General features: G+C 66.3%; 17 protein-coding genes. 9 read left to right on the forward strand and 8 right to left on the reverse strand.

Features of this window, described 5'->3' with window-relative positions:
• Nucleotides 1-161: 161 nt before the first annotated feature.
• A complete protein-coding gene (locus ACQP1T_RS37270; protein WP_433757645.1) occupies nucleotides 162-758 on the reverse strand; it encodes an alpha/beta hydrolase family protein in 597 nt (198 codons plus the stop codon).
• A gap of 300 nt (nucleotides 759-1,058) precedes the next feature.
• Here ACQP1T_RS37270 and ACQP1T_RS37275 point away from each other — a divergent pair, with 300 nt between their 5' ends.
• On the forward strand, nucleotides 1,059-2,894 hold the full coding sequence (locus tag ACQP1T_RS37275) for an acyl-CoA dehydrogenase (protein WP_433757646.1): 1,836 nt from the start codon (nucleotides 1,059-1,061) through the stop codon (nucleotides 2,892-2,894).
• 50 nt (nucleotides 2,895-2,944) lie between these two features.
• Here ACQP1T_RS37275 and ACQP1T_RS37280 read toward each other — a convergent pair whose 3' ends face one another.
• Nucleotides 2,945-4,069 (reverse strand): diguanylate cyclase, encoded by a 1,125-nt coding sequence (locus tag ACQP1T_RS37280; protein WP_433757647.1) that lies wholly within the window; start codon nucleotides 4,067-4,069, stop codon nucleotides 2,945-2,947.
• A 231-nt stretch (nucleotides 4,070-4,300) separates the two neighbouring features.
• Here ACQP1T_RS37280 and ACQP1T_RS37285 point away from each other — a divergent pair, with 231 nt between their 5' ends.
• The gene (locus tag ACQP1T_RS37285) at nucleotides 4,301-5,404 is read left to right on the forward strand and encodes a DUF4185 domain-containing protein (protein ID WP_433757648.1); all 1,104 of its coding nucleotides are present in this window, start codon (nucleotides 4,301-4,303) and stop codon (nucleotides 5,402-5,404) included.
• Nucleotides 5,405-5,411: 7 nt separating this feature from the next.
• On the opposite strand, the gene ACQP1T_RS37290 is transcribed toward ACQP1T_RS37285, so the two are convergent.
• Nucleotides 5,412-7,457, reverse strand: a complete 2,046-nt coding sequence (locus tag ACQP1T_RS37290) for a VanW family protein (RefSeq protein WP_433757649.1) — start codon at nucleotides 7,455-7,457, stop codon at nucleotides 5,412-5,414.
• Nucleotides 7,458-7,742: 285 nt separating this feature from the next.
• Here ACQP1T_RS37290 and gnd point away from each other — a divergent pair, with 285 nt between their 5' ends.
• Together gnd and prcB are read left to right on the forward strand one after the other, a co-directional pair.
• Nucleotides 7,743-8,774 carry a phosphogluconate dehydrogenase (NAD(+)-dependent, decarboxylating) gene (gene gnd / locus ACQP1T_RS37295; RefSeq protein WP_433757650.1) on the forward strand — a complete coding sequence of 344 codons (1,032 nt, stop codon included), beginning with the start codon at nucleotides 7,743-7,745 and terminating at the stop codon, nucleotides 8,772-8,774.
• An 84-nt stretch (nucleotides 8,775-8,858) separates the two neighbouring features.
• On the forward strand, nucleotides 8,859-9,659 hold the full coding sequence (prcB, locus tag ACQP1T_RS37300; protein WP_433757651.1) for a proteasome subunit beta: 801 nt from the start codon (nucleotides 8,859-8,861) through the stop codon (nucleotides 9,657-9,659).
• 126 nt (nucleotides 9,660-9,785) lie between these two features.
• On the opposite strand, the gene ACQP1T_RS37305 is transcribed toward prcB, so the two are convergent.
• On the reverse strand, nucleotides 9,786-11,102 hold the full coding sequence (locus tag ACQP1T_RS37305; protein ID WP_433757652.1) for an acetyl-CoA C-acetyltransferase: 1,317 nt from the start codon (nucleotides 11,100-11,102) through the stop codon (nucleotides 9,786-9,788).
• Between the two features lie 233 nt (nucleotides 11,103-11,335).
• Between ACQP1T_RS37305 and ACQP1T_RS37310 the strand changes: the two genes are divergently transcribed.
• Together ACQP1T_RS37310 and ACQP1T_RS37315 are read left to right on the forward strand one after the other, a co-directional pair.
• The gene (locus ACQP1T_RS37310) at nucleotides 11,336-12,694 is read left to right on the forward strand and encodes a 3-oxoacyl-ACP reductase (RefSeq protein ID WP_433757653.1); all 1,359 of its coding nucleotides are present in this window, start codon (nucleotides 11,336-11,338) and stop codon (nucleotides 12,692-12,694) included.
• The gene (locus ACQP1T_RS37315; protein WP_433762520.1) at nucleotides 12,694-13,560 is read left to right on the forward strand and encodes a MaoC family dehydratase; all 867 of its coding nucleotides are present in this window, start codon (nucleotides 12,694-12,696) and stop codon (nucleotides 13,558-13,560) included. Before ACQP1T_RS37310 ends, ACQP1T_RS37315 begins: the two co-directional genes overlap by 1 nt.
• A gap of 246 nt (nucleotides 13,561-13,806) precedes the next feature.
• Here ACQP1T_RS37315 and ACQP1T_RS37320 read toward each other — a convergent pair whose 3' ends face one another.
• From ACQP1T_RS37320 to ACQP1T_RS37335, 4 genes are all read right to left on the reverse strand, one after another.
• Entirely contained in the window at nucleotides 13,807-15,054 is a 1,248-nt protein-coding gene (locus tag ACQP1T_RS37320; protein ID WP_433757654.1) for a DUF5685 family protein, read from the reverse strand.
• Nucleotides 15,055-15,276: 222 nt separating this feature from the next.
• Nucleotides 15,277-15,876 (reverse strand): TetR/AcrR family transcriptional regulator, encoded by a 600-nt coding sequence (locus ACQP1T_RS37325; RefSeq protein WP_062992537.1) that lies wholly within the window; start codon nucleotides 15,874-15,876, stop codon nucleotides 15,277-15,279.
• A gap of 216 nt (nucleotides 15,877-16,092) precedes the next feature.
• Entirely contained in the window at nucleotides 16,093-17,253 is a 1,161-nt protein-coding gene (locus tag ACQP1T_RS37330; protein ID WP_433757655.1) for a glycoside hydrolase family 3 N-terminal domain-containing protein, read from the reverse strand.
• Between the two features lie 39 nt (nucleotides 17,254-17,292).
• The gene (locus tag ACQP1T_RS37335) at nucleotides 17,293-18,621 is read right to left on the reverse strand and encodes an ADP-ribosylglycohydrolase family protein (protein ID WP_433757656.1); all 1,329 of its coding nucleotides are present in this window, start codon (nucleotides 18,619-18,621) and stop codon (nucleotides 17,293-17,295) included.
• Between the two features lie 147 nt (nucleotides 18,622-18,768).
• Between ACQP1T_RS37335 and ACQP1T_RS37340 the strand changes: the two genes are divergently transcribed.
• From ACQP1T_RS37340 to ACQP1T_RS37350, 3 genes are all read left to right on the forward strand, one after another.
• Nucleotides 18,769-19,248 carry a universal stress protein gene (locus ACQP1T_RS37340; RefSeq protein WP_387286659.1) on the forward strand — a complete coding sequence of 160 codons (480 nt, stop codon included), beginning with the start codon at nucleotides 18,769-18,771 and terminating at the stop codon, nucleotides 19,246-19,248.
• A gap of 56 nt (nucleotides 19,249-19,304) precedes the next feature.
• Entirely contained in the window at nucleotides 19,305-20,396 is a 1,092-nt protein-coding gene (locus ACQP1T_RS37345; RefSeq protein WP_433757657.1) for an isochorismate synthase, read from the forward strand.
• Nucleotides 20,397-20,511: 115 nt separating this feature from the next.
• Complete coding sequence (locus ACQP1T_RS37350; RefSeq protein WP_327095051.1) at nucleotides 20,512-20,679, forward strand: DUF2613 domain-containing protein; 168 nt, start codon at nucleotides 20,512-20,514, stop codon at nucleotides 20,677-20,679.
• Nucleotides 20,680-20,708 lie beyond the last annotated feature (29 nt).

The following is a 20,708-nucleotide window of genomic DNA, read 5'->3' on the forward strand; positions in this document are numbered from 1 at the left end:
GCACGCTCGATGCACGCCTCGGATTTCCTGCGGGCGCGCAAAATGCGGGCGCGGCGTGTCGAAGTCGACTGCCGCGGGCAGCCATCCGAATGCGAGCAGATCGGAGCTGTCAGCGGGCTGTCGCGCCGAGTTCATGGGCGGCCAGATGCGTGGCGCGGGCGCTACTGGGACCAGCGCTGCAACCAGGGGGTGACCGTGTCGGTGATGATGTCGAATCCTGACCGAAAGGAGTGCGGCTGACCTGGGATAACGCGCACCTCGGCGGCATCGGCGGGGTCGGGGATTCCGAATGGGTCGTTCGCGCCGTTGATCACCACGACCTCGATATCGCCCGCAGCCAACAGTTCCTCGCGACGCGTCTTCTCCGGTTTACCTGGCGGATGCAGCGGGAACGACAGCGCGAGCACACCGCGCGCATCGGCGGCGATGGCGGTGCGGCAGGCCACCCGTGCTCCGTTGCTGCGGCCACCTTGGATCAGCGGGACCTTCTTCACCCGCTTGCGCAGGTCGGCGACGATCTCGAGCCAGGCCTCGTCCTGCTTCACCGTGGACCCGGGCGCGCGTCGTCCCGCGACCCGATACGGCTGCACCACCCGCGCCACCGCGCCGCCCAGCTCGTAGGCGCAATCGCGCACGGCGAGCAGGTCTTTCGCGTCGACACCGCCGCCGGATCCGTGCGTGAGCAGCAGTAGGAACGCCGCCTTGCGCGGCTTGTCGAGCTCGATCTCCGCGGGCCCCGCGCTCGTCTCGATTCGCACATCTTCACGGTAGTCGCCAGCTATCCGGAGACGCCCAGCCAGTCGGCCACCAGACATGTGTCGGCAAACCCGGCGCGGCGGTCTACTACGCGAGCCGTAGACGAACGGCAACGCATTCGAGTGTTTTTCACATCACATTTGCCCGCTCGAGCCTTTGCGCCCCCATTACCGACCGGTAATATGGCGAATAAGTTACCCGCGAGTAGCATGCGGAACCGGCACGGCTACCCGGTGGACGGACAACGGGCGGGAACGGCAACCAACCGACCGCACCAACTCAACGGAGAGTGAGTAACAGAAATGGGCCACTACAAGAGCAACGTCCGCGACCTGGAGTTCAACCTCTTCGAGGTACTCGGCCTCGGCACCATCCTCGACAGCGACGCCTACGGCGATCTCGACACCGAGACCGTCAAGGAGATGCTCAACGAGGTGCGTCGACTCGCCGAGGGTCCGCTGGCCGATTCGTTCGTCGACGGTGACCGCAACCCGCCGACCTTCGATCCCGAGACCCACACGGTCACTCTCCCCGAATCCTTCAAGAAGTCCTACCGCGCACTGGAAGACGCGGGCTGGGCCAAGGTCGCCGTCCGCGAGGAACTGGGTGGCCTCGGCGCCCCGAGCGCCGTCTCCTGGGCGCTGGGCGAGATGATCCTCGGCGCCAACCCGCCGGCTCAGATGTACGCCGCCGGTGCGGGTTTCGCGCAGGTGTTCTACAACAACGGCACCGATGAGCAGAAGAAGTGGGCGCAGATCATCGCCGATCGCAACTGGGGCGCCACCATGGTGCTGACCGAGCCGGATGCCGGTTCCGATGTCGGCGCCGGCCGCACCAAGGCGATCAAGCAGGAGGACGGCTCCTGGCACATCGAGGGCGTCAAGCGCTTCATCACCTCCGGTGATTCCGACGACCTGTTCGAGAACATCATGCACCTGGTGCTGGCCCGCCCCGAAGGCGCCGGTCCCGGCACCAAGGGACTGTCGCTGTTCTACGTGCCGAAGTGGCACTTCGACTTCGAGACCCAGACCCTGGGCGACCGCAACGGTGTCTTCGTCACCAATGTCGAGCACAAGATGGGCATCAAGGTCTCGGCCACCTGTGAGGTCACCTTCGGCGGCCACGGCGTGCCCGCCAAGGGCTGGCTGGTCGGCGAGGTGCACAACGGCATCGCGCAGATGTTCGACGTCATCGAGAACGCGCGCATGATGGTCGGCACCAAGGCAATCGCGACCCTGTCGACCGGTTACCTGAACGCACTGGACTACGCCAAGCAGCGCGTCCAGGGTGCGGACCTGACCCAGATGACCGATAAGGCCGCCCCGCGCGTCACCATCACCCACCACCCGGACGTGCGCCGCAGCCTGGCCATGCAGAAGGCATACGCCGAGGGTCTGCGCGCCATCTACCTCTACACCGCCGCGCACCAGGATGCGGACATCGCCGAGCTGGTCTCCGGCGCCGATAAGGATTTGGCGTTCCGCGTCAACGATCTGCTGCTGCCGATCGTCAAGGGCGTCGGTTCCGAGCGGGCCTACCAGTACCTGACCGAAGCGCTGCAGACCTTCGGTGGCTCCGGCTTCCTGCAGGACTACCCGATCGAGCAGTACATCCGCGACGCGAAGATCGACTCGCTCTACGAGGGCACCACCGCGATCCAGGCGCAGGACTTCTTCTTCCGCAAGATCGCCCGTGACCGCGGCGTCGCGCTGGCCCATGTGGCCGGACAGGTGCAGAAGTTCATCGAGTCCGAGGCCGGCAACGGCCGACTGAAGGCCGAGCGCAAGCTGCTCGCCACCGCACTCGAGGACGTGCAGGCCATGGCCGCCACGCTCACCGGACACCTGATGGCCGCCCAGGAGCAGCCGAGCGAGCTGTACAAGGTCGGTCTCGGTTCGGTGCGCTTCCTGCTCGCCGTGGGTGACCTGCTCATCGGTTGGCAGCTGCTGCGTCAGGCCGACGTTGCCATCAAGGCACTCGACAATGGCGCGACCGGTGCCGACGAGGCGTTCTACCAGGGCAAGGTCGGCGTCGCGCAGTTCTTCGCACGCAATGTGCTGCCGGAGCTGACCGCGACCCGCGCCATCCTGTCCAACCTGGACAACGACATCATGGAGCTGGACGAAGCGGCGTTCTGATCCAATAGATTTCGCGTACGGCGGCCCCGGAATCTCCGGGGTCGCTGTTGTTATTCGGTGCGGCGCACCATCTCTCGGGCGGGCTCGGCGAGCTGGATCGTCGCGGGTTCCGGATCCTCGGCCAGCACAACGGTATTGCCGCCGAGCCGTTTCGCCCGATACATCGCGTCGTCGGCACACCGAAGCAGCAGCTGCGGCCGTCCGGCGTCCGTGCCGCCGTCGCACACCGCGATTCCGACACTGGCCGTGACGGTGACGGATATGCCGGGCGTCTCCGCCACGGCAACGCGCAATCGCTCGCCCAGACTCAGCGCGGCGGCTCGATCCAACTGATCGATCACCGCGAACTCCTCCCCGCCGGTGCGGGCGACCACGGCATCGGGATCGACCGCGGCGCGCAACCGCTCGGCCGTCGAGACCAGCACCTCGTCACCGATGATGTGGCCGAAGGTGTCGTTGACCGACTTGAAACGGTCGAGATCGAGCGTGATCACGCACAATTGCTGCTGGTAGCGGGACCGATACAGGTAGTAGTCGAGGCCGCGCCGATTCAGCAGCATGGTCAGCGGATCCGAGAGCACATCGATGCGCAGCACCCAATAGCAGAATTGCAGTGCGGGCAGCACCACGACGATGGCCGCCACCATGATCAACACCATCGCACCGGCCAGCGCGAGATCATTGCTCTGCGCATCGGTCACCAGCAGCACGGCCAGCGCACCCACCGTGAGCAGCGACCATCCGGCATGCGCGGCAAGGGCCTTCGGGCTGTGGAAGAAGGTTATGTAGGCGCCGGTGACCACCAGCAGCATCGCGCTCAAGGCGCCGTACACCCGATCGCTGTCCACCAGGCACGACGCCGTGATCGCGAGATCCGCCCAGGTCAACATGGCCAGCGAGGTGATGGCGCGGGGCCACGGGAACAGCCACCAGCGGATGGTCCACACCGCGGCCGTCACACCGGCCGCCGCGAAGATCGTGCGGGCCGCCGTGCCGTTCGGCCCCGCGGGCGACATCCAGATCAGGAGATTGATAGCGAGCATCAACGCACCGCCCGCACCGATGATCACCTTGATCAGGCGCAGCCCGGAATGGGATTCGAGCGTACGCACGAACCAGCGATAGTGCGCCGGATCGCGCCACCAACTACGAAGTATCGCGCGACTGTCACCCATGGAGCCACCGCCTAGCGTTCACGAAATCCTGCTGGATGTACCGAACAGCTTTGCCATTTCGAGCGACTGTCAACCAGCGGTGACAGGCCAGCACCTGCCGAAGCCCCGTCTCCTGATGCTCCTCAGTGTAGCGATGATCACATGTGGGTCTCCAGCACGCAGCACCCGGACAGAGATCACGAAACCGGGCACAATAACCGGGCAGACCGCGCGCAAGGAGGGATCGTCCGGATGAACCGATCGCTGTCCGCACTCACCAGAGCCGGGGTACTCGCCGCCGCACTATCGGTCGCGCTGGCCGGACCGGCCGCCGCCGATTCGAATTTCGTGCTTCCCATTCCCGGCATCAATCCCATTCCCGGCATCAACGGACAGCCACGCGGCCTGCCGCACCTACCCGGACGGACCCAGGCGGTCTTCCAGATGACCGGGATGGACAGCCCCAATCGCACCCAGAACGTCAATGTGCTTGGCACCGACCTCGGCGTCATGTGGGACGACGGCAACGGCAGGATGATCACGGCCTTCGGCGACAGCGCGGGCCTCGGCTTCCCCAACCTGCTCGTCGGCAGCGCCTTCGCCTGGAGCAGCCAGGTGCTTTTCCACAGCTCGACCAAGGATCCGTCGCACGGGATCTCCTTCGACGGCGCCGTGACCAATCCGCTGCCCAGCCCGAAGATTCCGGGCATCGAGATCAGTCTCATTCCGACAGCGGGGATTTCGGTCGACGGCGTGCAGTACATGAGCCTGATGTCGGTGCGCGAATGGGGTGAGCACGGCAAGTGGACGACCAATTTCTCCACTCTGGCCGCATCCGGCGACGGCGGTCGGACCTGGGCCCCGCTGACCACCACTCGGCGCGCGAATGTGGACGGGCACCAGAACTTTCAGCAGAACGCCTTCCTGAAGGACGCCGGTTACATCTACCGGTACGGCACCCCGGCCGGTCGACTGAATCCCGGATTCGTCTCGCGGGCACAGGAATCCGATATCGCCGATCTCGATCGCTACGAGTACTGGGACGGCAAGGAGTGGAAGCCCGAGGCCAAGGACGCCACACCGATCGTCGGGGATGTCAGCGAGCTGTCGGTCATGTGGAACGAGCATCTCGGCAAATTCATCATGCTCACCACGGATTCCAAGAATGCCGTGGTGCTGCGCACCGCACCGGCGCCGGAGGGACCGTGGAGCGAGTCGGAGGTGCTCGTCGACGGCACCGCGTTGCCGAGTGCCTACGCGCCGATGATCTTCCCGTATCAGACCGGCGGTGACCTGTACTTCTTGCTGTCGGTATGGAACCAGTACAACGTACTGCTGATGCGAACTCCGTTGTAGGAGTTGCCTACTCGCACTTCACCACCGGCACCGGGTCGTACTTCACCGTCCGCGTGGTGCGCGAGATTTCGCGACCGGTTTTGCGGTCGGTGATGACTCGCGTATCGGAGATGGTGAAGCCCGGCGCCCCTTCGGTGGCGATGCAGTCCTTGCCCTTGGGCAGTTTGACCGTGGTCGGTTCGGTGGGCTTGGTCTTCTCGCCGGTGATGGATTCGACATTGACCGTCTTGGTGCCCCAGAGCCGAACGGTGACCTCGGAATCGGTGGTCGATGTTTCGATGTAGACACCGGATTGGCTGTTGTTGCGGAACTTGAGGTCGATGGCGCCGTCGAAGACGGTGGCCTCGCGCGCCGCCGGATAGCGGGAAATGTAGTAGCTGTGCTCGGTGTGACCGGCATCCTCCATACCCGCGAAATAGGCGGCGTTGTAGAGGGTGGTCGCGAACTGGCTGATGCCGCCGCCGACCGCGGTGCTCGGTCGGCCGTGATCGATGATGCCGGATTCGACATAGCCCTCGGCGGTACCGCGCGGACCGGTGAAGTCGTTGAGCGAGAAGGTTTCTCCCGGCTTGACGATGGCCCCGTTCACCTTCTTGGCCACCACGCGGATATTCACACCGGAGGGCCCGCTGAAGCCGCTGGTGGTGAATTGACCCATGACCTCGGTGACGCCGAGCGCATTCGCGGCCTCGGTGGTGAGTTTGGGATCCACCTTCTCGTAGACGGCCTCTGCGGTGCGCTCCTGCGGTGCGACGACGAGATTCGGCAGCTGCTCGAAGGTCTTCGCCCAATTGATCTTGTCGCCGACCACGGCCGGAACCACCGTCGCGGCCGACCCGGTCACGGCGAAGGTCGCATCCTTGGCCTCGACCTCGGACGGCGCGAGTTGCGGAGCGAGCACCCCGAGTGCGACATCCTGTTTGAAGGTCGCGGCGAGACCGCCCTGACCATCCGGTGCGAAGGACAGTATGGACGCGATCTGCTCCGGTTCCAGCTTGCCCACCGCATTGTTCTTGCCCGCGAAAACAATCGGCGCGCTCACCGCCGGTTCGGCGATGGTGTGCAAGGCCTGCTCGACCGCCTCCGCGCGCACAGCGATGGGCGCGGCCGTCTCCGGAAGATCGAGCAGCGCACCGAGATACCAGTTGTCGATGAGCGCGGCGCGCGCGGCCGGAACATCGAGGATGCGCCCGGGTACCGGTGGCACCGCGACCGGGCGGGCGCCGTCGAAGGCGATGGTGCCCTCGACCGTCGCGCGGTCGTGCACGCGCAGGGCGGTCAGCTGGGCATTCAGTGCGTTGTCGTCGACGGTGCTCACGACCGGCACCGTATGCGTGACGAACAGCGACGTCAGTCTGGTGATCGGGTTGAGCGGTTGGCCGCCGACGCGGGCAAAGGTGGCATCCCAATCCACGGCGAGGCCAGCGGTTTTGGGCGTGAGCCTGGTCTGCACGTCGCCGATTTGCAGCGGCAGTTCCTGGTCGACGCGCGGATCCACCGCTGTGCGCAGCTGGGCGGCCGCGTCCGCGGTGTCCTCGCCGCCGATATCGATTCCGGCCACCACGACGCCGCGCGGTACGTGGCCCGACGAAAGTACAAGGTCCGCAAGATAAGCCAGGCCGCACACCGTGATCAGTGCGCCGACGCCGATACCGATGCGTTTGGCGATGGGCGATCTCAGCCCGCTCGGTCTGGACGGCTGTTCGGGTGCGCGACGCCGCGGCCCGCCGGTGGGGCCGGTCGCTTTGGGCCGCCGGGGTGTCCGCAGCGGCTCGGTCGGCATGGCATCCCCGGCCCACTCCGATGACTGATGTCCCGACGGCGACTCCGGCTGTACCGCCGACTCATGCTGCGCCGCCTGGTAGGGCTGCGCCGAACGCGGCCTGGGTGGTTGCGGCGGTCGCTGACCCGCGACAGGAGCTTGTTGCGCGACGGTACGCGGCGGTGGTGGCTGCTGCGGCGTGGCGGAACGAGCCGAGTCGAGGAGCTGTCGTAGTCCGACCTGGCTGCCTTCGTTTCGGCCCTGCCGCCCGGTACTCGATTCGCTCGTCACGAACCGTCCTCCCCGCTCGATTGTAAGGAGCTCGCACGGTGCGAGCCCCGCCAACGATAATCGTCTCCACCGACATCGTCAGCACAGCACGGCCCAGCAGCAAATCCCGTGCAATGGACCGCGCCGCACACGGAAGGGCCCCGCGTAGTTGCCGGGTCGGGGGTCTGGCAACTACACGGAGCCAACCCGTTTATCGGTTCGGCGCACCGCGCGTTACAGACGCGCGGGACAATCGAGCTGAACCCCTGCCACCAGGGCTCCGCACGCGACGAGGAGATGGATGGAATGCAGCTGGGAATGATCGGCCTAGGTCGGATGGGCGGCAATATCGTGCGCCGGATTGTCAAAGACGGACATACCGCCGTCGGCTACGAACGCAGACCCAAGACCATCGACACGCTCGTCGCGGAACTGGGCAGTGATGGTTTCCAGGGCTGCACCGATCTGAAGGACTTCGTATCCAGGCTGCAGACCCCGCGTGTGGTGTGGGTGATGATCCCGGCCGCGGTGACGGGTCAGGTGATCGACCAGGTGGCCGAGCTGCTCGAACCCAGCGACATCATCATCGACGGCGGCAACAGCCGCTACCACGACGACATCGCGCGCGCCGCGGCATTGCGACCCAAGGGCATCCACTACGTCGACATCGGCACCTCGGGCGGCGTGTTCGGACTGGACCGCGGCTTCTGTCTGATGATCGGCGGCGAGGCCGAGCCGGTGGCGCATCTGGATCCGCTGCTGAAGTCCATCGCACCCGGAGTCGAGGCGGCCGAGCGGACGCCGGGCCGCACGGGCGAGCCATCGCCCGCCGAGCAGGGCTATCTGCACTGCGGACCGGCGGGCGCCGGACATTTCGTGAAGATGGTGCACAACGGCATCGAATACGGCGCGATGGCCGCCTACGCCGAGGGCCTGAATATCCTGCACAAGGCCAATATCGGCGCGACGCACGATGCCGTGGCCTCCGCCGAGGAGACCCCGCTCGAACATCCGGAGTGGTACCGATACGACATCGACGTGCCCGAGGTGACCGAGGTGTGGCGCCGCGGTTCGGTGGTCGCCTCATGGTTGCTGGACCTCACCGCGAGCGAGCTCTACGCCGATCCGACCCTGGCATCCTTCGACGGCCGGGTCTCGGACTCCGGTGAGGGCCGCTGGACCCTCGACGCCGCGATCGATACCGGCGTCCCCGCGCCGGTGCTCGCGGCGGCACTGTTCGCGCGATTCTCCTCGCGGGGCGAGGCGCTGTACGCGGACAAGATGCTCTCGGCCATGCGCAAGGCGTTCGGTGGTCACATCGAACTGCCCTCGAAGTAGCGATGCGAGTCTGATCGGATTCGCCGCCGCCTGTGGGAGTTCGGTGCGCTGACGCCCGGGCCGGAAGTCGTTACCGTGAGAGGTATGGAGTTCGCGTCGTCTTCCTTCTCCGAGAACCTGCGCCGATTCGCCCCGGAACTCCTGCCCGGCAGTGATTTCGGCAATGCCATGGTGCGCGGATCGGATCTCGCGCCGCACGGCACCACGATCGTGGCCGTCGCCTACCGCGGCGGGGTGCTGCTCGCCGGTGACCGGCGCGGCACCATGGGAAATCTGCTGGCCAGCCGGGATATGGAGAAGGTGTTCATCACCGATACCTACTCGGCGGCGGGTTTCGCCGGCACCGTCGGCATGGCCATCGAGATGATCCGGTTGTTCGCGGTCGAGCTCGAGCATTACGAGAAGATCGAGGGCGTCGGGCTGACCTTCGAGGGTAAGGCCAACAAGCTGTCGAAGATGGTGCGCGACAATCTGCCTGCCGCACTGCAGGATATGGCGGTGGTCCCCGTGCTGGTCGGCTACGACCTGAGCGCCACCGACCCGGAGAAGGTCGGGCGGATCTTCTCCTACGATGTCGTCGGCGGCCGCAGCGAGGAGCGCTTCGGCTACACCGCGGTCGGTTCTGGTTCGCTGTTCGCGAAGTCCTCGCTGAAGAAGACCTACAGCCGCGGCATCGAGGAGGAACAGGCGCTGCGGATCACCGTCGAATCGCTATTCGACGCCGCCGAGGACGACACCGCCACCGGCGGCCCGGATCTCACCCGTGGCATCTATCCGACCGTGGTCGTCATCAATTCCGAAGGCGCGGTGGAGGTTCCGACGGATCGGCTCGCCGAGATCACTCGCGGACTCGTCGAGGATCGTGCGGCACTCGCCCGCGAATGAGTCTTCAGGTTGCCGATAGTTTGCCGACATCGTCGCGAAATCCGTTGATGTCGAATAGAACTCGCAGGTGCGGTGACAAACAGGAGGTGGCGTCGACTGAGCCGGACGCCACCTCCTGTCGGCTGTTTATCGCTCCAGTATCGCGACGACGCCCTGACCGCCCGCGGCACAGATGGAGATCAGCGCACGGCCGGATCCCTTCTCCGCCAACATCTTCGCGGTAGAGGCGACGATACGCCCGCCGGTCGCGGCGAACGGGTGGCCCGCGGCGAGCGAGGACCCGTTGACGTTCAGCTTGCTGCGATCGATCGAACCGAGCGCGCCGTCCAGGCCCAACCGCTCCTTGCAGTACTGATCCGACTCCCACGCCTGCAGGGTGGCCAGCACCACCGAGGCGAAGGCCTCGTGGATCTCGTAGTAGTCGAAGTCCTGCAGGGTCAGGCCGTTTCGGGCCAGCAGACGCGGCACCGCGTAGGTAGGCGCCATCAGCAGGCCGTCGGGGCCGTGGATGTAATCGACCGCGGCGACCTCGGAATCGACCAGATGCGCGAGCACCGGCAGGTTGCGCTCGGTGGCCCATTCGTCGCTGGACAGCAATACCGCGGAGGCGCCGTCGGTGAGGGGGGTGGAGTTACCGGCGGTCATGGTGGCGTCGCCCAATTTGGTGCCGAACACCGGCTTGAGGGTGGCCAACTTCTCGACGGTCGAACCGGGACGCAGGTTGTCGTCGCGGGTCAGGCCGAGGAACGGGGTGATCAGATCGTCGAAGAAGCCGCGGTCGTAGGCGGCGGCCATATTCTTGTGCGACAGGTAGGCCAGTTCGTCCTGGGCCTCACGCGCGATGCCGAATTCCTTGGCGGTGATGGCGGCGTGCTCACCCATGGACAGACCGGTGCGCGGTTCGGCATTGCGCGGGATTTCGATGCCGAGCATGGCCGGACGCAGCTGACCGACCAGCTTGAGGCGGTCCTTATTGCTCTTGGCGCGGTTGGCGTCCAGCATCCACTCGCGCATGGATTCGCTGACCCCGATCGGAGCATCGGAGGTGGTGTCGGTGCCACCGCCCACACCGGCATCGATGCGACCGGCGGCGATCGCGTCACCGACGGTGACGATCGCCTGCAGGCCGGTGCCGCAGGCCAATTGGAGGTCGTGGGCCGGGGTGTAGGGGCTGAGCTTGCTGCCGAGCACGCTCTCGCGGACCATGCCGTGCTCGCCGACACGCTTGAGTACCGCGCCGCCGACGACCATCCCGAGGCGTTCGCCCTGCAGGCCGAACCGGCTCACCAGACCGTCCAGCGCGGCGGTGAACATGTCCTGGTTGGAGGCGTGGGCATAGGCCTTATCGGAGCGCGCGAACGGAATCCGGTTACCGCCCACGATCGCAACCGGGCGTGGGCCCTTCTTTGCCGTGCTCTTCGCTGAACGGGCTTTGGTTGTCACTCGAGTCTCCAAGGTCTCGTCGGGTGCCCGGTGGGCCGTTCGACACGGAAGTATCCGCGCAGATCGACGCCCCGTCGCGGTTGGTTTACTTTAAACTTACTCTGGAGTAAGTTTGTTGTCGACACCGTACCCCGCGAGTCTGCGAAAATTCGCGCCGGGGCATGCGCGCAGACCATTCGGCAACGCAGCCACCGGCGGGCCGAAACCACGACACACGAGAAAAGGGAGAAACAGTGGCAGCCAGCAAGAGCAAGGGTGCTCCCAACCTCTACGGATCGTTCGTACACTCCGCTCCCGGCCAGTTCCTGGCAAGCAAGCTCGGCCTGCCGCAGCCGGCGAACCTGCGCCGGTACCAGGCCGGTGAGCCGCCGCTGCCCGGCCCGGTGCTGCTCGGCGGCAAGGGCCGGGTCGCCGAACCGGTACGCACCCTGCTTTCGGATTACACCTTCGCCGACGCGCCCGCCTCGGGTCAGAAGTACGGCGCGCTGGTATTCGACGCGACCGGCATCGGCACGGTCGAGGATCTCTCGCAGCTGTTCGAATTCTTCCAGCCCGCCATGCGCAGCGTCGCGGCATCCGGTCGCATCGTCGTCATCGGCACCACCCCAGAGCTGACCGCGGGCGTGGACGAGCAGATCGCCCAGCGCGCGCTCGAGGGCTTCACTCGCAGCGTCGCCAAGGAACTGCTGCGCGGCGCCACCGCCCAGCTGGTCTACCTGCACCCGGAGGCCTCCGCCACCGCGTCCGGCCTGGAATCCACCCTGCGCTTCCTGCTTTCGGCCAAGTCGGCCTTCGTCGACGGTCAGGTCATCCGGGTCGGCGCGGCCGACGCGGTGGCCCCGGCCGCATGGGATAAGCCGCTCGACGGCAAGGTCGCCGTGGTCACCGGCGCGGCCCGTGGCATCGGCGCGACCATCGCCGAGGTATTCGCCCGCGACGGCGCGACCGTGATCGTCGCCGATATCCCGGCCGCTGGTGAGGCCCTGTCGGCCACCGCGAACAAGGTCGGCGGCACCGCGCTCGCGCTGGACGTGACCGCGCCCGATGCCGCGGAGAAGTTGGCCGAATTCGCCACCGAGCGCTTCGGCGGCATCGATATCATCGTGCACAACGCCGGTATCACCCGCGACAAGCTGCTCGCGAATATGGACGAGGGCAGGTGGAATTCGGTCATCAATGTGAATCTGGCCGCACCGCACCGCATTACCGAGGGCCTGGTGGCCCGTGGCGCGCTGAAGGAGGGCGGTCGGGTGATCGACGTATCCTCCATCGCGGGCATCGCGGGTAACCGCGGCCAGACCAACTACGGCGCGTCCAAGGCCGGTGTCATCGGCATGGTCAACGCCGAGGCGCCGAAGCTGGCCGAGAAGGGCATCACCATCAACGCCGTCGCGCCCGGTTTCATCGAAACCGCCATGACCGCGGCCATTCCGCTGGCCACCCGCGAGGCCGGTCGGCTGATGAGCTCGCTGCTGCAGGGCGGACAGACCGTCGACGTCGCCGAGACCATCGCCTACTTCGCCAGCCCGGCGTCGAATGCGGTGAGCGGCAATGTGGTTCGGGTCTGCGGTCAGAGCCTGATCGGAGCATGATGACCGAGACGATCACGCTCACCGAACCTCCGAAGAACAGCAGCCTTTTCGTCAAGGCCGCGCTCGGCGCGGTACCGGTGCCACTGGTCTCGGCGCGCAAATCGACGCTGCCCGACCGCGTCATCCGGTTGCAGGGCCTGCGCGTCGACCCAGATCACCTGGCCGCGTACTGCCGGGCGACCGGACTGCGGTTCGGCGACTCGCTGCCGCTGACCTACCCGTTCATCCTCAGCTTCCCGCTGGCGATGCAACTCGTTGTGGCACGCGACTTTCCGTTCGTCGCGGTGGGTGCGGTGCACGCGCAGAATCTGATCGAGCGCGGTCGCGAGATCTCGGTGAGCGAGCCGCTGGACTTCAGCACGCATATCGAGAATCTGCGCGAGCACCCGAAGGGGCTGCTGGTGGATGCGGTCACCGAGGTGAATGTCGGCCGGGAGCTGGTGTGGCGTCAGGTCACCACCTTCCTGCACCAGCAGCGCACCTCGCTCTCGGGCGAACCGAAGGCCGAGCCGAAGCCGGAAGAGGTTCCGCCGCCGCCGATGCGGACCGTTCGGGTGGATCAGAAGACGATCACCCGGTATGCGGCCGCCTCCGGTGACCACAACCCGATTCACACCTCGGCATTGGGCGCCAAGGCATTCGGCTTCCCGAAGCCGATCGCGCACGGCATGTGGTCGGCCGCGAATATCCTCGCCAATGTCGAGGGGCGGATTCCTGAGAAGGCCAGCTACGCGGTCAAATTCGGTAAACCGATTCTGCTGCCGTCAACGGTGAATGTGTATGCCGACAAGGTCGACGGCGGTTGGGATCTGGCGCTGCTGCACCCGAAGAAGGGGTACCCGCACCTGACGGCCACCCTGCGCTGATTTCCGCCGAAGCCGCACCCTCGAGCGGGGTGCGGCTTCGGTGTTTCCGGACCGCAGCGCACGAGCCCGCCTCCCGCGCACGGAATCGCCCGGCCGATCAGCGGGCGCCGCGATAACACGTGCGCGCCATCGACAAGGACGGCTCGGAGCGGGTCGAGCCGCGCTTCGCGCGTGGAAATCGCCGGGCGAAACGGTGTGCGGCACGACCAGCGGGCCCGGCATCGGTAAGCCTCACCGGCGGCGGGCTCAGCAGTCGCAGCCGCAACCGTCGCAGCAGCAGCCGTCGCAATCGCAGCAGTTACATCCATCGCAGCATTCACCGCAGTCACAGCAATCGCCGCAGTCGCAGTTCTTGATCCAGGCGTCCTTGCGCGTGCCGTCGCACGGGTTGGTGTGGTCGGCGCAGCAGGCGTAGCCGGTGCAGTAGACGCCGAGGACCAATGCCAGCGCCTCGCCGATGCCGGGCCGCCGCGGCGGCCTCTCGAATCCCGTTCCCGGCGGCATCGGATACTGCATCGTCGGGGTGTGCCGAGATGTACTGCAGGCGTTGGCGGTTGCGCCGAGGCCGCGGCCGACTCTGCGCACCAGGGCGTGCAGCGGGTCGATCAGCATCCAGCGGATCGTGGGGACCTGGTCCAGTTTCGCCTCCGCGACCGCCTTGCGCAGGTGCGAATCCGATTGCCGCAGTAGGTCGTAGGCCTCCGGCATGGTGGTTCCGGTTGCGGCGAGCGGGTTGAAGCGGCCGCGGGTGCGGTCGTCGTCGAAGTCCTCGATGGCATCGGCGAGATGCGCTATCCGCCCGAAATGCCTGCCCGCCTCGCGCAAAGCGGCGACGTTGTCCGGGCGGTCGGCCAGCACCGCGGTGTGCGCGAAGAATTCCGCGCCGCAGATCTGAGTTGGTGCGGTCAACTCATCGAGAGATACGGGAGGCGACGCGACAACGCCGGGCTCATGTAACCGGGAAGCGAATGGTTCGGCGGCAGCCGACGGAATCGCACTCGCCGAGGCAAGAGCCTCCAACTCCGCCTGCGAGTTGATCGCGGCGACAAGCGGTTCCACATCGAGGCCGATCAGCGACGCCTGTGAGCGCGCGCGGTCGGCCCAGCGGCTCGAAACCTTCGTCATCGGACGCCGGGTGAGTACGGAACCGTCACCATCGTGGACGTGATCGCGAATCTTGGCCGATCCCAGCAACAGTGACGCGGTCGCGGCCAGCAGTACGCCCGGCGAATCCGCACTCGCCACCTCGGCCCGCCGCATCCCCCGCAGCGCGCACGGCCCGGCCGTGCTCCGTCCCACCGAGCCGGACATCTGTGCCTCGGTCAGCACGCTCAGGACGATCGCATCGGTATTGGTCGCCGCCCGCGCCAACTGCCCATGTCCATCGCGCAGCCCCAAACACAGCCCACACATATGTGTACGCCACGTGCTCGCATCGATCCCGTACTTCTCGGCCCCATGCGAACACGGCCGCAACATCCCGAACAATTCCACCCCGTTCCCCGACCCACACGCCGGTCCACTCTCTTGATCTCCCGCACTGTGGCAGCCCGTTAACGCCGCCGCAAGCGGAGTGACGGCCCACCCGTGTGCACAGCCTGCGCGTGGCCCCGTCACTTCTATACGAGATGGACAGCCGCGAATAGAGTTGCGCCGCCACGACAATCGCGCGCTGGGCAGCGGCGCGTACTCCGGAGCGGCGGTCGGCCCGGTGAGCTACTCCGCCTTCTTGCGCCCCGCGAGGCCGCGCCAGGCCAGATCGTCCAGCAGGTCGACCGCCTCGGAGACTTCGATGCGGCCGCTGGCCACCCGGTCGGCGATGGCCTCGCCCGCGCCGATGACGGCCACCGCGACGACGTCGAAGTTGGTGCCGGGCTCGGCGTGCTTGGCGCTGGATTCCAGAAGTTTGGCGGTCAGTTCGATGACGCGTTCGCGGGCGTTTTCGATTTCCGAGGCGAAGGCCTGCTGGCCGATCGCCTGGCGGTAGAGCACCTGCCATGAGTTGCGATTGCGGTCGACGAATCCGAGGAAACCCTCGAGTGCCGTGCGCACCTGTTCGTGCGGGGAAAGTTGCGGATTGCCCGCGGGCGCCACCGATTCGATGAAGCGCAGTCCCTCGCGCTGGATGCAGGCGCGGAACAATTCGTCCTTGGAGCCGTAGTAGAGGTACAGCATCGGCTTGGAGATTTTCGCCTCGGCGGCGATGGCGTCCATCGAGGTGTCGTGGAACCCCTTACGCGAGAACACCTCGACCGCGGCGTCGAGCATCTGCTGCTCACGAACCGCCCGAGGAAGTCGCTTCGTTCCGCCCGCCATCACTCTCCTACCGCATGGTCGATCTCTTATATTACTCCAAGGTAAGTTCGGCGGGTCGGATTGCGTGTTCGTAAGTTCGGCGAACTATCGGCACTCGGTTCCCATCCTTCGGACCGCGATGTCCTTGGATTCGCGGGCGCAGCTGTTCAGCTGTCCAGCAGAGGAATACTACGGGCGTCCGGCGATAAGGCGGCTGTACAACATACGACGGGCAAATCAGCAGGACGGCAGCGCGCCCTTGTATCGAGCCATCCGCAGCACCGACGCGTCGACGCGGTCGGCGGGCAGGCGTCCACTCGATACCGCCTGCTCGAGACGATCCAGCACCCGCGGCACCGCATCGGTGGTGATCCACAGGGCATTGTCGGCACCGGCTACCAGCGCCGCCTCGACCGCGTCCTCGATGCTCATCCGGCTGGTGATAGCGGCCATGCCGCCGAGGTCGTCGGTGAAGATCGGACCCTTGAACGGGGCCGCGCCGTAACCGGTCCCATCGCGCAACAGCGCCATCGCCTGCGGGCTGATGCTGGCGGGGACATCGGGGGTGGTCAGGCCGGGTACGTCGAGGTGACCGACCATGACAGCGGCACCGGAGTCGACCAGATTGCGGAACGGCAGCAGATCGACAGTCTGCAGCTGCGACAACGGCGGGGTGCGGACGGCGCCGGTGTGCGAATCGCCCGAGCCGGAACCGTGGCCGGGGAAGTGCTTCATCACCGTGCCGACGCCGATCTCGTTCATGGCGCGGATGTAGGCGTCGGCGTATTCGGTGACCACCGCGGGATCGTCGGAGAAGGACCGGTCACCGATGACGGAGTCGTCGGGCTGACTGCTCACATCGACGTCCGGGGCGAAGTCCACCGTGACGCCCAGATCCTTCAGCGCGCGGCCGCGGGTCACGGTGGCGTCGTGGAACTGCTCGGCGGTCATGGTCTGCGCGGTCACTCGCGCCGACGGGGCCGGACCGATCAGATCCTTGACCCGGGAGACCCGGCCGCCCTCCTCATCGATGGTCACCAGCAGCGGCACCTTGGCCGCGGACTTGACCTGTTTGATCAGCCCGTCGGCCAGCAGCGACTTATCGGTCCAGCCGCCGACGAAAATGCCGCCGACCTGAGAATTGCGCACCACATCAGTGGCATCGTCGGCATCGGTGACACCGACCGTCAGCAGTTGCCCCAGTTTCTCGCGCAGGGTGAGTTTCGCGAGGTAGTCGGCACCGCAGTCGCCTTTGGCGGTGGTGCCGGCGGGAGCCGGGGAACCGACCGTCGCGGCGGGAGTCGCGGATTTCGACGGCGCGGGGCCGGAGTCACCGTTCGAGCACGCCGTCGCGACGGCGGCCAGGATTGCGAGCAGGACGAGAGGCGTCTTCCGCATGAGAGTCAACGGTAATCGGCACGGTCCGGCCGGTTCGACTCAGGTACGGCTAGTGGCCAGTCGCTGTGTTCGTCGGGCCAGCTCGGAGATCCGGCTGCCGTCATGGCCGAAGACCGCGCTGTGCAGTCGGTCGTGGAACGGGTCGGTCCAGTGGGGTGGGATGCCATGGTCGCCGACGCGGATTCCGGCCACCGAACCCGCGGTCGCTCCATTGGAGTCGGTATCGCAACCACCCTGCACGGTGAGCGCGATGCTGCGGGTGAAATCACCTGCGCCCCAGAGCAATCCGGCGGTGACGAGGCAGGCGTTCGGAATGGCGTGCACCCAGTTGTAGTGGTCGTGGCGACGGTGAACGGCCGCGAGGGCCTGCTCCCATGGCATGCCGCTGTCATAGTCGGTGATCACTTCGGCGACCGCGACGTGCAACCTCGAACGTTCCGGAATGCATTGTTGGGCAACCGAAAGCGCATCCGAAATACCGTCGGCGGTGAAGGCCGCGGCCACCAGCGCGGCCGCCCACATCGCGGCGTACACACCGTTGCCGGTATGGGAGAGCCCCGCATCGCGGGCGGCCAGTTCGGCGGCGCGGCCCGGATTACCCGGGTTGACATAGCCGTAGATATCCGCGCGGATCATCGCGCCTATCCACTCGCGGTATGGATTTCGATACCTGGCCACCTGCGGTGGTTTCCGTCCGGCGATCAGATTGCGGTAAGCGACCCGCTCCGCCGTGTAGGTCTGCAGAAATGGCAGATGCGCCAACCAGGCGTCCGCGACATCGGATTGTGTGAAATTCGTTCCGCACGTCTCCAATAGATGCAATCCCAGCACGGTGTAATCGACATCGTCATCGCGCGGTGCGCCGTCGATGCGACCATGCACCGATACCGGCCAGGTCGGATTCAATGGATATTCCGGTGACGGCGGCAATAATGCGGGCACATAGTCGGTCAGCGGATAGGCATCGGCCCGCTCGAGATAGCCGCGGATTCGCGCGGGCGTCCAGACGAATCCGTTTTCCAGCGGCTTACCGAGCGTGCAGCCGACACAGCGCCCGAGCCAACCGCCATGGATCCGCTCGAACAGCTCGGGTATCGGCCCGACCGGCCGCATTACCGACCGCGGTGCCGCGGTTTCGGATTCGTCATAAGGCCAGTCGAGATCGCGTCGGGTGTTTTCGAGTCGATCGAAAACCGACCAGCATTCGGCCGGTTCGGCATGTACGGCGGCGATCAATGCACGCACCTCGGATTCGAACTCGGCTACCGGATGGCCCGATTCGAGCCGCTGCCGCCATTCATAGAACAGCAGCGTCCGCGGGTCGATCTCGTGCCTGCCGAAGAACACCAGTTCGTTCGCATCGGGCATATCCGCTCCTGGTCCGTGTCGCCCGGTCGGTTATTCGCCGTTCAATCCGTTCCCGCAGCAGATTATCCGCGCGCGGCAATACCTCGGGACGCGGTTGTCCGGAGTAATGTTGTGGCGTAGCCATATGACTCCCGACTGGAGGTCATCGTGCCGTGCGATCTCATGCTCATTGCCTACGACGGTTCCGAAAATGCCAAGCGGGCCATCGAATACGCCGGTCGGTTCCTCGCCGCGAACAGAGCGGTGGTGCTCACCGCCTGGGAACCGATGGTGCGCCAGGCCGCTCGGCTGTCCGGACTCTCCGGCGTGATGCAGCCGGAATGGGTTCCCGACGAGGAGATCGAGGATGTCGCCTACGTCGATGCCCGCAATATCAATATCGAGGGCGTCCGCCTGGCCAAACTCGCCGGTCTGAACGCCGAGGCGCGCACGGCGGAATGCACGTCGACGATCTGGAACGCGATTGTCGAAACCGCCGACGACCTGGACGTCGACATCATCGTGGCAGGTACGCGCGGCGCCACCGGCATTCGAGCGCTGATGCACAGCAGCGTCGCGGACGCCGTCCTCAAACATTGCCACCGTCCGGTGCTCATGGTGCCGCCCGGTAGGGAACCGCGTCGCTGAGATTTGGATCGCTCAGGGGCTCTGCTCCCGGTTTGCGGGGTTAGGGTCGAGGGATCATGAACGGTTTCTTGCTCGCTCAGCCCGGTGGGGTGATCCGCGCGTCGGGGACCCGGGTCGCCTTCGACGAGGCGGCGCGAGCGGTGGCGGCGCTGCGGGAAGGGACCGCCGAGCTGATCGTCGGGGCCCTGCCGTTCGATCCCCGGAATTCTGCCGCGCTGTGCGTTCCCGAGCAGGCGCAACACACGGTCGGGCCGTGGCGGCCGGCGGCGCTGCCTGACCTGCCCGCCGTTCGGATCATCACCGAAATACCAAGTCCCGCAGAGCATGTCGCACGCGTGACGAAATTGGTCGAGCAGCTGAACGATCCGGCACAGCCGTTGCGCAAGGTCGTGGCCGCTCGATCGGTGCTGGCCGAGGCCGACGGCGCGCTGGAACCGGAATTGGTCGCGGGACATCTGCTGACCAGGCATCCGCATGCGAATGTTTTCGCGGTCGACCTGACGGCCGCCGGTCGGCCGGGTGCGACACTGGTCGGCGCCACCCCCGAGGTGCTGGTCGCACGGCACGGCACGACCGTCACGCTGCATCCGCTCGCGGGGACGCTGCCGCGCCTCGCCGATCCGGACGCCGATGCCGCGCAGGCACGAGAGTTGTTGGCCAGCACCAAGAATCGCGATGAGCATGCTTTCGTCATCGACTGGATTCGTGAGGTGCTCGCGCCGGTCTGCGCGGAACTCACCATTCCGGACGGCCCGCAGCTGATCAATACCCATGAGGTCTGGCATCTGGCCACCCCGATCACCGGCCGCCTGCGCGATCCCGCGACGACCGCGCTCGACCTGGCGATCCGGCTGCACCCCACCCCCGCGGTCTGTGGCACGCCGACCGATCTCGCCCTCGACACGATCACGCACATAGAAGAGGAGCGCGGCTTCTACGGCGGCGCGGTCGGCTGGTGCGATGCGCACGGTGACGGCGAATGGGTGGTCGCGATTCGCAGCGCGGAAATCGCCGCCGACGGCCGCTCGATCCGCGCCTTCGCGGGCGGCGGCATCGTGGCCGCTTCGGATCCGCATGCCGAGTTGGACGAGACCACGGCCAAGCTGCGGACATTGCTCGGCAGTTTGCACTGCGCCATCCCGAGCTGAGCGACCCGCGCCCCGCTATTCGCTTCGGCTATCGGTGGCCTGAACGTAGGTGATCGCGCGCGGCCCTGCTAGGTTGGCCCAGAATGTGCCTGCATCGATGTATTGGAGTGCCGCGATGAAGTTTGCTGTCCCTGGTGTTGCGAGTGCGGTCGCGGGCGCCGTGTTGGGCGTGATCGCGGTGTTCGTCATCACGATGGCAGTGCAGCAGAACACGCGGCCCGATATCGAGCGCACCGACTCCACCTCGTCGCTACTCAACAACGTTGAGTACGGCAGCCGCTGATCCCCCGCGGTGCGGGCGATAGGCCCGTA

It is taken from the genome of Nocardia sp. CA-135398, assembly GCF_050955845.1.
In the GTDB taxonomy this organism is placed as follows: domain Bacteria; phylum Actinomycetota; class Actinomycetes; order Mycobacteriales; family Mycobacteriaceae; genus Nocardia.